Here is a 12,540-nt window from a genome sequence, read left to right on the forward strand (position 1 = left end):
TTCTTCCGTCCTGCAAGTCTCATGGCGGCCAGATTGCCGACGAGGAAGCGACGATCACCAGCAGGGGAATGAAGCGGTGTTTCCTGTACTAGGCCGCATGCAAGACAAGGTAGCGAGGGTCCTGATCTCTTGAAGTGCCCAGACCTGTGAACCGCAGAGGTATCTGGCACGTTTTTTACACCGCTATTTGGCCATGTCGTTGCCGGATTGCCGGATTTCTGGCTGTGACAGGTTTGAGTGGCCACACCCCAGCGTTGGAATCATCGATTTGTTTCCAATGGTGGAGAGCAAGGATGACGGCACGCGTGGAGGTACTTGCGGCGATTCGTAGCCTCCTCGGACATTGGGTTCGCGGCATGAGCGTCTTACCTGAGGCTCAGTACGAGCTTCCCGAGATGTTTTCTGGATTCGAGGTGGCGGTGTGCCTCGACGATTTCCGTCAGGGGATAGATGGAGTCGATTATCGGGCAGATCTGGTGCCTGTCGATCAATTCGAGCATCTGTCCGAAATCATCCGGGCTTCCAAGTGTCGTACCGAGAACCGATACGTGTCCCCAATAGAGGTCCGGGATGTCGATCGCGGCTGTGCTTCCCCCGGATGAGCCGAACACGGCAATCCGTCCTCCTGGTTTCAGACATGCCATGGCGTCGCGCAGGTTGGCGCCGGCACCGTTGATGATGACGTCCACACCGCCGCCGGTGGCTTCGAGTACCTGCTGGACCCAGTCGGGGTCTGTGTAGAGAAATCCCTTATCCACACCGATGGCACGGACAGAGTCGAGCTTGTCCTGACTCGATGACGTCGCCAGCACACGGGCTTCAGCGGCGGCAGCGAACATAATGGCGAACGTCGAGACGCCGCTGCCGGCGCCAATGACCAACACGGTCTCACCCGGCTGCAACTTGGCCCGTTTGAAGAGTGCCCGGTACGCGGTGAGCCCCGCGCAGGGAAGCGCCGCCGCTTCCGCCCACGAGAGGTGTTGGGGCATGGGGAACAGGTTTTCGACGGGAACTGCAACAAGTTGGGCGTAGGTTCCGTCTGTACTGTCACCGAGGATTGAGAAATCCCTTCCGGGTGCTGCTGCATTTCTTCCCCAATTCAGCCCTGGGAAGATGACAGTCTTCTCTCCCGTATCCTGGCGGATTCCGGCCCCGTCGAGGCCGAGAATGCTGGGGGTTGTGAACCCCCGGCCGGTTTGCCGGACGAGGACGTCGTGCCAGTTTAAGGCGCTGGCGTGAAGTTCGACGATTACCTCGCCCGGTCCGGGTTCCGGATCGGGCACTGTTTCGACGGAAAATTGTTCCGGACCGCCCCAAGTACGTATGACTGCTGCTTTCACTGGTTTTCTTCCATCTTCCTTTTTATGGACAAATATTGCGCTAAGGCCGTGCGTGATGCTTGGCTCCCCCGGTACGGTGATTGGGCCATGAGGCAGTGGGTGCACTTTGCGGTCGTTTTCCGTCAACCTGGGCAGGGTTTTCGCCCAGCCCAAGTCGTCTATAGAGATCCACTGCTCGGTCACCTTGTCGGCCCATTCCTGCCCGTCATTTAAGGTGGCGAGCAGGTCAGGGGGAGCTACGGTTCCCGCCCAGGGCCCAGACGTTTCCGTCGATGCTCGCATGAAGCATCTCGACGAGTTGGGGGTCTTGATCCAATCCCAATACACGTGTTGAGAGCAGCTCTGTCATGTCATCGACGATTTGTGGACCCATTTCTTGCAGCTTGCGCCCTACTTGCGCCACGAGTTCGCGCATCTGCTCATCGCCATCCAAAATCCTGGTGTGGTCAAGATGTGGAGAGCTCCTTCTTCGCCGGGGCACGGTGAGTCAAGTACCGGAGCGCGCGCTGCGCCGAGTTGTATCCGCCCATGCCGTGAATGCCGTGCCCGGGCGGCGTTGCTGCGGAGCACAGGTAGACGCCGGGTACGCCGGTATCGTAGGGATGGGCGCTCAGCTTGGGGCCGAGGAGAAACTGCAGTGGTGATTTGGCGCCGGTGAGAATATCGCCGCCAACGAAGTTCGGATTCTCGGCCGAGGTCTGCGCCGGAGTGCGCGCGCTCAGCCCGACGATCCGGCCCCGGAACCCGGGAGCGAAGCGCTCGATCTGGGCGATGATGTGCTCTGTCGCGTCCCCCGTGTAGCCGTTCGGCACATGCGCATAGGCGTAGATCGGAACGATCGAGCCGTTCGCTCGACCAGGGTCAGCGACGGCCTGCTGCCCGACAAGCACAAAGGGCCGCTCTGGCATGTGCCCGGAGGCTACCTGTCGCTCGGTTGCGATGATCTCCGCAGAGTTGCCCCCGAGGTGCACGGTGCCTGCAAGGCCTACTTCAGGGTCTCGCCACGGCACGCCCCCGTCCACCGCGAAGTCGATCTTGAACGTAGCGGGCCCGGACCGGAACTTCCGGTACGCGCGCCGGTCACTCTGCGGCTGTTGCTCGGCCAGTATGCCTGCCGCGGCATGCGGGTGGACATCGAGAATAGTGATGTCCGTGGGCGGGAGGTCGTACAGCCGATTGATGCGCTGCCCGGTCTCGAACCGAACCCCCTGCGCCCGAAGCATGCTGATGTGCGCTTCAGTGAAGCGGCCAGTGCCGCCCTCGACCACGGGCCAGCCCACGGCGTGACCGGCGATGATGATCCCGGCACCGATGCCCGTGACCAGGGGCAGAGTGAGCGGCTGGAGGGCGTGCGCTGCCACACCCATGAAGAGCGAGCGCGCCCGCTCATCCCTGAACCACCGTGCAACGAGCGCGGGTGGTGGGCCGGCGACGGCGCCCATTCGCGCGAGCAATAGCGGGTGCTTCGGGATCCGGAGCAACGGCGACATGATGACTGGAGAGAGTCGGTCGAAGGACCGCGATAGCGACCCAAACGCGGCCTCCCATTTCCCCCCGTCTCGCCCCAACCCCGCGGCCGTATCCGCAATCGACCTGTGGAGAAGCCCGGGCTCGCCGGAATCGAGCGGGTGCGCGGCATCGATGGGCGCGTAGGCCCAACGGACCCCCATCTCTTCCAGATCGAGCGTCTGAAAGAACGGGGATCCGGGAGCCATCGGGTGCACCGCTGCGCAGTGATCCTGCACAAGCCCGGCGATGGGTGACTCGGTTGAACGGGCGCCCCCGCCCAACTGATCCGCGGCCTCAACAACGGTGACTTCGACGCCGGCGCGAACCAGCACGGTTGCGGCTGCGAGCCCGTTGGGCCCGCTCCCGACGACGATCGCACTCGTCATCGAGCCACTCCCTCCGCGGGCGCTTCGGCCTCGAGCACGATCTGCGCTAACGCTGCGGTGGTCGCTCCGGGCTCGACCAACTCTTCGAGTGGCTGGGGAACTGCATCTGGCCCAACAATATCGGTCGCGGTGAACTGCAGCTTGTCGAAGTCTGGCGAGCGCCAGGTCACGGTGAGGGGAATGGGCCCGTTCGGCAGCCAGGGCTGCTCCGCGACCGAATCTTTCACCTGCCATCTTCCCCGCTCAACGATGCCCAGTGCGGCATCGATCAGTTTGTATTCCTGGTAGCCGTGCCAGAGCGCTTCAGACTCCACCCACGCCACGATGAACTCCCCGGGCTCGAACTGCGCCTCTTCCTGGATCGCGGCGATGAGTTCTTCGTTGTGGAAATGTCCCTCGCCGAAGTTGAAGCCGATCATCGCATTACAGGCGAATTCTGCCTCGCGGATGCGTCGGTGGTCGATATCAGGCACCTCCTTCAACAGCAGCGAAAATAGTCCACGTGCTTGGCTGTGAAGTGAGCGCCAGCCGAGGGACATCTCGAGGAAGGCCTCTGCCAGTGGATAGGGCAGCCCCATCGCCTGGATTTGATCAATCTGATCCTTCGTGGGGCGGTACACCCGGTGAAGCTTCTTCTCGGCGTCCGGGTGGATAGCCCAGAGTGCGGTGGCCCAGTTACCGCCGTATTGCCTGAGCGAGGCGAGAAACGAGACCTTGTCGGGGCGAATGCTCCCGAAGATCACGAGGATCACGAGGATCAGTGGAATCGCGATGACCGCGAAAGGCATCCACGGCTCCGACATGTCGAACGCACTAAACCCGGCAGAGTTCGGGTAGCCGATGAAGAAGATCACCGCGCAAATCGCGAACAACAGGTTCCACTCTAGCGGCACTGCGACCGGGAACGTCGAGATGATGAAGAAGCAGAAGCCGACCATGAGCAGCGTCGCGAGGGTCACCGTCGTCTGGCCTCCGAGCGCGGTGCCGACGACGAAGAGCATCGTGAGGGGTGCTGTAGTTCGACGATCGTTCCGAGCACGTGCGAGAAGAAGTGAGCCAGGTGGCCTGGTATCCAGTCGGATTTAGGCTCGGACGTCCCAAAGAAGCACATCGGAGTCTTTTTCGTAGGCTTTGCCGTCTGGAAAACTGACCAGTTCGAATTGTTGGCCCCAAGGGGAAAGAAAGTAAACCCATCGCTTGCCATAGCTAGGGCCCTTGCTGCTTGTGGACTCCCCCAAAACACGAATTCCGCAGGACACAAGGTAGGTGATCGCTGCGTCCAGGTCGGTGACGTACAAGGCCAGATGGAATCCCCCAACATCACTGTTCAAAGGAAGTTTCATTTGCTGGTTCGGGGCCTCATAGTGGAAGACCTCGTAGTTGGAACCATTTCCGCACCTGTAGAAGCGAGCTTCCCGCATCACAGCCTCAGGGTGAATATTCAGGTGTCGCTTCATCCAATCTCCCTCGGGCAGAAACGGTCCGAAGGAGTAGACGTATTCACAGCCAAGCACGTCAACGAAAAACCGATGAGCCTCTTCGATGTCAGGAACAGTGAAACCAATATGGTCCGTCCCCAGAAGCCCTGGTAGCCCTGCGCTGGTCTTGCCTCCAACTTTCTGTAGGGGCGTGACTTTTTCCGTAGAAGATTCCGTTTTTGACATGGGTGGTCCTAATCTCGTTGCGGGTTGCACTACCGCTACCTACCGGTTGATGCATGTGTTCGTTGATGATGCCAAGACAAAAGCTGCCAGCACCAACGACCAGCTGGGCACGACTTGCTAGTATGCCCTGACTGGGCGTTGCGTTCCTCGCTCTGTGCGACCAGGCGGTCTCCGGTGTTACTTTCCTCCCTGTGATACTTCCTTCAACCAGACTCGTCAACACGCCTGATGTAGCACATAGGATCCAATGTACCCGACTCATGGGCCAGCAGGCACCTTCTGGTGGCGCTTTCCCAAGCTTTGGATCCATATAAGGGGATGAGTCTCGGCGTCCCAACTAGCGCAGGCGTCGCAGATCAACGCGATTTGTCCCGGCGTCAACACCGGCGGCGGGCCGCCGCGCCCAGACCCGCGCACCCGCACCGTGGACCGGCGCCGTCCGTGTCGGCGAGCCAGGTGCTCCAATAGCGGCTTGTACCGGCTGCCGCCGCGGTGAGCGATCCGATGCAGGTCCCGGCCCACATCCACACCGTTAAGCAGATGGTAGTCATAGCACGACATCACCGCGCCGAGCCGAGATCGTAGACTCGGCGAATCGGGCCGGGCGCTGCTCGATCGAGGCGACCCTTGGCTCATCCCCGCGGCCCAGCACCGTCCAGGTACGTCCTCCCTCGGGCAAGTTGAGCCGCTGTACCCGAAACGATTCGACTGCTTCGATACCAACCGTCATGCCCCGTTACATTGCCACCCCAGATAGACCGTACGCAGCAGACACGCCGGACAGGAAAAAAGCTTCTTACCCTCCGTTACGTACGGGGATAAACAAACCCCGGATAAGAATTCGGAATAACAGCGAGGCGCTGTTCAAAAGCCTGAAATACGGTCCAGAATTCCCGGAACGCTTCGCCTCAGTCCACGACGCCCGGACATTCATCAACGGTTTCGTGGACTGTTACAACCATCACCACACACACTCCGGAATCGGCTTCCACACGCCCGCAAACGTCCACCACGGCCACGCTGCCAGCGTAACCAAAAAACGCTCAGCAACGCTCGCTGCCGCCCGGGCGAAACACCCCGTACGCTTCGCTACCACCATCGACCCCAAAACCCAGGACCGGCGTGGATCAACCAACCCAAGGAAATCACCGAACAGTCAGCCGCCTAGTACGAAAATAGATGGTGGGTCAGGCTGCTGCTGGAGTGAGAGTGACGTCAAATCCGAGGGATTTGAGCTGTCGGAGGGCCCTGGCTTTGGCTTGTTGCGGGTCCCGTTTGAGGTAATAGTCGGCGCCCGGGTCTTGGTAAACCTCGCCGTTGACGAGCATGTGCCAAGTGGCAGTAAGAATAACGTGCTCGATCGCGACAACAGCCTTGATCGGGCCACGACGGGCAGCGATTCGTTTGTATTTGACGCTGAGGTAAGTATCTTTGCTGCGGGCCGCTGACATGGCAGCGATACCAAGGGCTGCCTTCAAGTGCTTGTTACCGGGCATGGTTTTGGTGGATTTGACCCGGCCAGCGGACTCGTTGGAACCGGGGCAAACGCCGGCCCAGGATGCCAAATGTGCAGCCGTGGGAAAGACACTCATGTCCGCGCCGGTTTCGGCAATGATCACATCAGCGACCAAAACCGAGACTCCCGGGATCGAGGTCAACGCTTCACGGGCTGGACGAAAGGGTGCCATCACCGTGCCAATGCGCTCAGTGAGCGCATCAATGGCCTTGGTGTGTTGGTCGATTTGGTCCAGATGCAGGCGGACAATGAACGCGTGATGGTCGCTGAACCGTCCGGTGAGGGCCTCAACGAGCTGAGGGATCTTTGGTCTCATCCGGCGCTGGGCGAATTGCGCCAAAACTTGGGGATCGCGCTCTCCTAGGATGAGGGCTTCGAGCATCGCCCTGGAAGAGGCCCCCGTGAGATCACTGACGATGGCCGAAAGCTTGAGGCCGGAGCTCTCAAGGAACTTCTCGAGCCGCTGGATTTCCCTAGTCCGGTCGCCGACGGCGATCGCGCGGGAGCGGGTCAAATCTCGCAGTTCGCGAATGGGTTCGGGCGGAACGAACGAAGGGCGCAAAAGGCCATGCGCTGCAAGCTGGGCCAGCCATGCTGCGTCTGAAACGTCGGTTTTACGCCCGGGAAGGTTCTTGGCATGCCTGGCGTTGACCAGCATCACCGGCAACGTCGCTTCCAACACGTAGTAGAACGCCTTCCAATAGTCGCTCGTGGCTTCCATCACCACGGTGCTGACGTGCTGCTCTTCAAGAAAGCCCTTTAGCTCCAGGATTTGGTTTGTGGTCGCACCCCAGGTGGTGACCGTGGAGATGTATTCGCCCCGCGCATTGCCGGGAGACCGAACACACACCTTCGCGTCGCGCTTGGAGATATCTATCCCCACAGATCGCTCATGGACGATATCCATTTGATCCGACCTTCCAACGTCATTCAACCGATATGAATGTTCGCTGCGGGAAGGGCAGGGAGAAAATCAGGAATCTAGCACCCGTGCTCGAAGGCAACAATCCACGGTTCCCGTGGAAGCCCTCCACACCACGCTAACTCGCAGGCTCAAACACGGCACCAAGGAGGCATCGGCGTCGACCGCAGCGAACATCACAATCCTTCACCGGCCACGACCACTGCACAAGAACGCGGGAGCTGCGGCCAACCACAAATTTTCAATCCCCACGGCGCGGCAGCGTCCCTGGACCGCTAACTCCCGTTGGTACCGTTCAGCTTGAAAACTCCGGTATCGCCCGTCGCATAACGAACGTGCAACATATCTGCTCACATGATCGAACAGGCATCCATCCCTCCACGGTGCACAAGTGCTTTCCAGGTGCGGGTTGGCCCGGCTGTTTTGGCTGAAGCGAGCAGGGGTGGCAGATGCCGTCTTCGGTGGTGACGGCGTCGGAGCCGAGGAACGCCCGGTCAAAGCTCATACGCTCCAGGGTTGCCTTGGCCCCAGGGGGTCCGACGAAGCTCTGGCTGACGCTGCGCAGCTTCCACCAAGCAGTCCACCTCGATGCCCTCGCACTCGGCGATTTCCTGCATGGTCTTGATGCCCGGCCTCATCACGGACAGCTTCTCGAGGCCGTCGCAGACGCAAGCAAAGGCCGCCCGCGCGGACTGACAGCGCCAAATTTGGACATTCCGGACTTCAGCTTTGACAGCTTTGGATCCAAAAAGAACCTACAGTGGGTAGGGCGCGGCACTGCAGGCACTTGCAACGACTAATTGGATCCATTAGCATTTCTATTTATGAGGTCTAAATCACACGGGTCGCAGCGCCGCGGCGATCTCGCCGTGGTCGAAGGTCCATCTACACCACGAGGCCGGGAGCGACCCCCCCCGAGCTGGTGACCATGTTCTCCGAGTCCGGACTGGAACTCTACGAGAAGTACTGCGGCAAGCTGATCGGCTACTACACTGCCGAAAGCGGAACCCTCAACTAGGCCGTCATGCTATGGGCGTATCGAGATGTCACCGATCGCGAGCAACGACGCGCCCGCCTTGTAGAAGACCCGGCACGGCAGGACTATCTCGAGCGAAGCCTGCCAATGATCCAGCAACAGGAGAGCCGCATTCTCCGACCCACGGCGTTCTCCCGACCCTCGCCTTCGAGGACTAGACCGGATCTTTCCGCTCACCACCAGCATTCCCTAAAGTACCGTATTACGACAGAAAGCATCTGAGATGGTTGTGGTCCTTGTTCATGGCAGTCCCGAGGTCTCGTTGATCTGGGATCCGCTGGTGGAGTCGCTTGGCGCGCTCAGGCACCCCGAGCCGATTCGCCTCTCTCCTCCGGGCTTTGGAGCGGAGTCAGGTCCGGAGTGGACCTCGACAGTTCAGGAATACCGCGACTGGCTCATAACCGAACTAACGCGGATCAGCGACCTCGGGTTCGGCCCCATCGATCTTGTAGGACACGACTGGGGTGGTGGACATACAGTCAACGCGGTCGCGCTTCGCCCCGACTTGGTGCGCAGTTGGTGTTCCGACTCGATCGGCCTCTTCGACCCGGACTATTTATGGCACGAACGGGCGCTGCGCGTGCAGGACCCGCTCGAAGGTGACATCTGGCTCAAAGACCTCCTGCACAGGACGACAGCTGAACGCGCAGCCGAGCACGTTTCGCGCGGCATGGCACCCGCCATTGCGCAACGGATCGCTGCGGCCATGAATGACAATATGACGCTCAACATGCTTCGGCTGTATCGGGATGCCGCACAACCAACCATGCGTGACCTCGGTCATCACCTCGAGGCGTGCGCGTTGCGGCCCGGGCTCGTAATCGTCGCGGGTCAGGACGGCGTCGTCGGTACGCACGAGCAGCGACGGCGTACTGCCACGCGAGCCGGAGCGCAGATCGCCGAGTTCCCCGACCTCGGCCACTGGTGGATGACGCAGGATCCAGACGCTGGCGCGGAGGTCCTATCCCATTTCTGGGCATCGCTGCCGTAGGCCATCACTCAGACCCGGGGAGCCTCGCCCCCCCACCATTCGAACGAAGGAGTTCCACATGGAATCGCAAGTATCCTACATCGCAGCAACACCACCGGTCCAGAAGAGCGACACCCGGCGCAGAGCCACCGCTGCCGCCCTCGCGGGTACCGTCGTCGAGTACTACGACTATTAGTAAGGAGCCATATCATGAAGAGGAATCGGCAGCCGCCAGTGGCTGCTATCACGGGGGGGGCCTCCGGCATCGGTCTGGAATTTGCCAGACGCTGGATTGCCGGCGGGGGATCAGCAGTGTTGCTGGATCTTTCGCAACCGACCCTTGACATTGCAATTGCAGAACTCGACTACAAGGCGCGCGGTGTCGTGGTTGACGTCACGGATAACGCCAGCGTCCTTGCCGGATATCGAAGCATAGGCGAGATCGAAGGACGCTTGGATGCTGTCGTGAACTCGGCCGGGATAGCCCGGCCGGGACCGAGTAGTAACGTAAGCGACGAAGACTTCACGCTTATGCTCGACATCCATATCACCGGCACAATGCGATCCTGCCGGGCCGCTTATCCGCTACTGAGGGATTCAGGTGGCGGAACCATCGTTAATCTGGCATCGGTCGCCGCTATCAGCGGGATGCCTGGGCGGGCCAGTTACACTACGGCCAAGGCTGGCATTGCGGGGCTGACGAGAACACTGGCGGTAGAGTGGGCGCCAGAAGGGATCCGTGTCAATGCAGTCGGACCTGGGTATGTGCGCACGGCGATGACTGACTCATTGGTGGCTGAGGGCAAGCTCGACGACGCACCGATCAAGGCCCGGACCCCTTTGGGTCGTTTCGCCGAACCGGCCGAAATCGCCGAGGCCATATACTTTCTGTCCACTCCCTCGTCGTCTTACGTCAGCGGGCACCTGCTGATGGTGGATGGGGGGATGACGGTGGACGGGAATTGGTTTCAATGATTTGACTTCTCAGGAAGGTGTGACGCTTACAGGCGCGGCTGGTGGAAGTGGGTACTAAGTGCTGCGTTTTCGCAGCACTTAGTACCCACTGCTGATGGACTTGCAGGAGCCGCGCTACTGAGACGCCATCAACTCCAAGCTGAACGCCACAACCTGGGCGAGATATCGAGCGGTGCTGAATTGGTTTGCACCAGCCACCGCAATTGGACTTGATCATCAGTTGGCATTTAGTTGATTCTTCCGTCGAAGCTGATGGCGAAGGCATTCAGGGCCGGCTTCTATCGTGTAGCCCATCGTGCTCTGCCTTTGCCTGTCGGGTCCAGTGCCCGGGTGGCCAGGTAAAGGCATTTCAGGGCGGCCTGCTCGGTGGGGAAGTGCCCCCTGGCCCTGACCGCTCGCCGGTAGCGGGCGTTGACGGATTCGATGGCGTTGGTGCTGCAGATAACCCGCCGGATTTCGACGTCGTAGTCCAAGAAGGGCACGAACTCGCTCCAAGCGTTTTCCCACAACCGGGTGATCGCCGGGTACTGCCGGCCCCATTTGGTCGAGAAATCGACGAAGCGTTCCTTTGCTGCCGCCTCCGAGGGTGCCGTGTAGACCGGGCGAAGGTCCCGGGACATCTCGTCCCAGTACTGCCGGGCGGCGTAGCGGAAGGTGTTGCGGATCAGGTGCACGTTATGCCGACGTCGGCATAACGTGCATTATGCCGACCTTCGGATTATGCCGATGTGGCTGCGGGATCCTTTGCGGGACAGGGGTCTGACGCTGGCGAGGTCGGCATAATCAGAGCCCTTCGAGCCAGGCGATGAGCCTGTCGGGTGGCTGGTATCGGCCCGCCCGGCCCGTGGGTGGTTTGGTTCTGGCCAGTGCCTTCTCCTTGAGTTCGAGGTCTGCGTGCAGGTAGATCTGCGTGGTGTCGACGCTCTCGTGACCGAGCCATAGCTCGATCACGCTGGTGTCGACGCCGGCGTGCAGGAGCCGCATGGCGCAGGTGTGCCGGAGCACGTGTGCTGTGATCGTTTTGCCGTGCAGCGATGGGCAGGCGGCGGCCGCTGTGCTGGCGTAGTGCGCGATTCGGTGCTCGGTTGCATCGCGGCTGAGCTTCGCGCCGCGGAGGGTCGTGAACAGGGGCTTGTCGGGATCGCTGTGCTGTTCGTTGATCCAGCCGCGGAGGACAGTGATGGTGCCACTGGTCAGCGGAGTGATCCGGTCTTTGCGCCCTTTGCCGTGGCAAGCGACGTGCGCGCCGGTGCCAAGGTGCACGTCAGCGCGGGTGAGCCCGGTGATTTCGGAGATCCGTAGCTCGGTCTGAACGGCGAGCAGCAGCAGCGCGTGGTCGCGTCTGCCGGTCCGGGTGGTTTGGTCGCAGGCGGCGAGAAGCGCATTGATCTCGGTCTCTTTCAGGTAAGTGATCAGGGCCCGGTCAAAGCGTTTTGGCGGGATTGCCAGTACCCGGGCGATGCTGGCGGCGTGCTCGGGGTGGGCCAGGGCGGCGAACCGGAACAAGGAGTGGATCGCGGCCAGGCGAGCGTTGCGGGTGCGGATGCTGTTGCCCCGCTCTTGCTCGAGGTGATCGAGGAAGCCGGCGATCAACGGTGCGTCGAGATCGGATAGATCCAGTGCTGACGGGGTGAGTCTTGTCTGTGCCGAGGCGTATCCGAGCAGCAGCCGCAGGGTGTCGCGGTAGGCGGCAAGTGTGTGTGCGCTGGCGTTCCGCTGCCGGATAAGGCGGTCGGTGAAGAACGCTTCCAAGGTCGGGGCGAGGGCGCTCATGGCCGGCCTGCTGACTGGTCGGCGAGGTATGCGTCGAGGCGTTGCCCGGCGACGGCCATAAGCTCCGGTGATGCGGATAGATCCCAGTAGGTGCTGGCCGGATGGACGTGGCCCATCCAGGTGGACAGCAGCGTCAGTTGGGTCTGCCCGTCCTGGCCTGCTGCATAGGCGTCGAGCATCGACCGGACGGCGAAGGAATGCCGCAGGTCGTGGATGCGGGGCCGGCATGATCCGGATCGCGGTCGCAGGCCGGCGAGATGGGCCAACTGCTTGAACGTGTGGTGGACATTGCAGTAGATCAGTCTGGTTCCCGCCGTGGACACGAGCAGAGCCGACGTCCCGAAGAAGTTCACCTCCTGCCGTTTCAGCGGTCGACCGAAGCAGCCGATCACCAAAGCAACTGATTCCGGAAGTCCTCCCTTATGGCCTTCGCCGAGGTCCAACACTAT

At 61.0% G+C, this 12,540-nt stretch carries 11 protein-coding genes and 2 pseudogenes; 4 read left to right on the forward strand and 9 right to left on the reverse strand.

The annotated features are described in order from the left end of the window. Positions 1 to 365: 365 nt before the first annotated feature. The 4 genes from OOZ51_RS09470 to OOZ51_RS09485 form a co-directional block, all read right to left on the reverse strand. Positions 366 to 1,340, reverse strand: a complete 975-nt coding sequence (locus OOZ51_RS09470; RefSeq protein WP_265979145.1) for a quinone oxidoreductase family protein — start codon at positions 1,338 to 1,340, stop codon at positions 366 to 368. A gap of 446 nt (positions 1,341 to 1,786) precedes the next feature. Then, complete coding sequence (locus OOZ51_RS09475) at positions 1,787 to 3,235, reverse strand: phytoene desaturase family protein (protein WP_265979147.1); 1,449 nt, start codon at positions 3,233 to 3,235, stop codon at positions 1,787 to 1,789. Beyond that, complete coding sequence (locus OOZ51_RS09480) at positions 3,232 to 4,236, reverse strand: DUF3556 domain-containing protein (protein ID WP_265979148.1); 1,005 nt, start codon at positions 4,234 to 4,236, stop codon at positions 3,232 to 3,234. The genes OOZ51_RS09475 and OOZ51_RS09480 overlap by 4 nt, the downstream gene beginning before the upstream one ends. 81 nt (positions 4,237 to 4,317) lie before the next feature. Then, positions 4,318 to 4,899 carry a VOC family protein gene (locus tag OOZ51_RS09485; protein WP_265979150.1) on the reverse strand — a complete coding sequence of 194 codons (582 nt, stop codon included), beginning with the start codon at positions 4,897 to 4,899 and terminating at the stop codon, positions 4,318 to 4,320. 821 nt (positions 4,900 to 5,720) lie between these two features. Between OOZ51_RS09485 and OOZ51_RS09490 the strand changes: the two are divergent. Then, positions 5,721 to 6,067, forward strand: a pseudogene (locus OOZ51_RS09490) (integrase core domain-containing protein); the annotation flags it as partial. Between the two features lie 19 nt (positions 6,068 to 6,086). Here OOZ51_RS09490 and OOZ51_RS09495 read toward each other — a convergent pair. Further along, complete coding sequence (locus OOZ51_RS09495) at positions 6,087 to 7,322, reverse strand: IS110 family RNA-guided transposase (protein WP_265979151.1); 1,236 nt, start codon at positions 7,320 to 7,322, stop codon at positions 6,087 to 6,089. A gap of 509 nt (positions 7,323 to 7,831) precedes the next feature. Next, positions 7,832 to 7,978 (reverse strand): hypothetical protein, encoded by a 147-nt coding sequence (locus tag OOZ51_RS09500; protein WP_323054722.1) that lies wholly within the window; start codon positions 7,976 to 7,978, stop codon positions 7,832 to 7,834. Between the two features lie 383 nt (positions 7,979 to 8,361). Here OOZ51_RS09500 and OOZ51_RS22500 point away from each other — a divergent pair, with 383 nt between their 5' ends. The 3 genes from OOZ51_RS22500 (at position 8,362) to OOZ51_RS09510 (ending at position 10,318) form a co-directional block, all read left to right on the forward strand. Next, a complete protein-coding gene (locus OOZ51_RS22500; protein ID WP_416346368.1) occupies positions 8,362 to 8,595 on the forward strand; it encodes an NIPSNAP family protein in 234 nt (77 codons plus the stop codon). A gap of 1 nt (position 8,596) precedes the next feature. Next, positions 8,597 to 9,364 (forward strand): alpha/beta fold hydrolase, encoded by a 768-nt coding sequence (locus OOZ51_RS09505; RefSeq protein WP_265979153.1) that lies wholly within the window; start codon positions 8,597 to 8,599, stop codon positions 9,362 to 9,364. A gap of 189 nt (positions 9,365 to 9,553) precedes the next feature. Next, positions 9,554 to 10,318: an SDR family NAD(P)-dependent oxidoreductase gene (locus OOZ51_RS09510; RefSeq protein ID WP_265979155.1), complete on the forward strand. Its 765-nt coding sequence runs from the start codon at positions 9,554 to 9,556 to the stop codon at positions 10,316 to 10,318. Between the two features lie 278 nt (positions 10,319 to 10,596). Here OOZ51_RS09510 and OOZ51_RS09515 read toward each other — a convergent pair. From OOZ51_RS09515 to OOZ51_RS09525, 3 genes and pseudogenes are all read right to left on the reverse strand, one after another. Next, positions 10,597 to 10,992 (reverse strand): annotated as a pseudogene (locus tag OOZ51_RS09515) (transposase); the annotation flags it as partial. Positions 10,993 to 11,101: 109 nt separating this feature from the next. Further along, positions 11,102 to 12,091 (reverse strand): tyrosine-type recombinase/integrase, encoded by a 990-nt coding sequence (locus tag OOZ51_RS09520; protein WP_265979156.1) that lies wholly within the window; start codon positions 12,089 to 12,091, stop codon positions 11,102 to 11,104. Continuing rightward, positions 12,088 to 12,537, reverse strand: coding sequence for a site-specific integrase (locus OOZ51_RS09525; RefSeq protein WP_265979158.1), 450 nt, complete (start codon positions 12,535 to 12,537; stop codon positions 12,088 to 12,090). Before OOZ51_RS09525 ends, OOZ51_RS09520 begins: the two co-directional genes overlap by 4 nt. Between the last annotated feature and the right edge of the window lie 3 nt (positions 12,538 to 12,540).

This window comes from Arthrobacter rhizophilus (assembly GCF_026241105.1).
Taxonomy (GTDB): Bacteria; Actinomycetota; Actinomycetes; order Actinomycetales; family Micrococcaceae; genus Arthrobacter.

Excerpts from the sequence above, each read along its gene's own strand:
- OOZ51_RS09485 (WP_265979150.1), bottom strand. The coding sequence starts at position 4,899 with ATGTCAAAAACGGAATCTTCTACGGAAAAAGTCACGCCCCTACAGAAA.
- OOZ51_RS09510 (WP_265979155.1), top strand. The coding sequence starts at position 9,554 with ATGAAGAGGAATCGGCAGCCGCCAGTGGCTGCTATCACGGGGGGGGCC.
- OOZ51_RS09505 (WP_265979153.1), top strand. The coding sequence starts at position 8,597 with ATGGTTGTGGTCCTTGTTCATGGCAGTCCCGAGGTCTCGTTGATCTGG.
- OOZ51_RS09495 (WP_265979151.1), bottom strand. The coding sequence starts at position 7,322 with ATGGATATCGTCCATGAGCGATCTGTGGGGATAGATATCTCCAAGCGC.
- OOZ51_RS09480 (WP_265979148.1), bottom strand. The coding sequence starts at position 4,236 with ATGCTCTTCGTCGTCGGCACCGCGCTCGGAGGCCAGACGACGGTGACC.
- OOZ51_RS09475 (WP_265979147.1), bottom strand. The coding sequence starts at position 3,235 with ATGACGAGTGCGATCGTCGTCGGGAGCGGGCCCAACGGGCTCGCAGCC.
- OOZ51_RS09520 (WP_265979156.1), bottom strand. The coding sequence starts at position 12,091 with ATGAGCGCCCTCGCCCCGACCTTGGAAGCGTTCTTCACCGACCGCCTT.
- OOZ51_RS22500 (WP_416346368.1), top strand. The coding sequence starts at position 8,362 with ATGCTATGGGCGTATCGAGATGTCACCGATCGCGAGCAACGACGCGCC.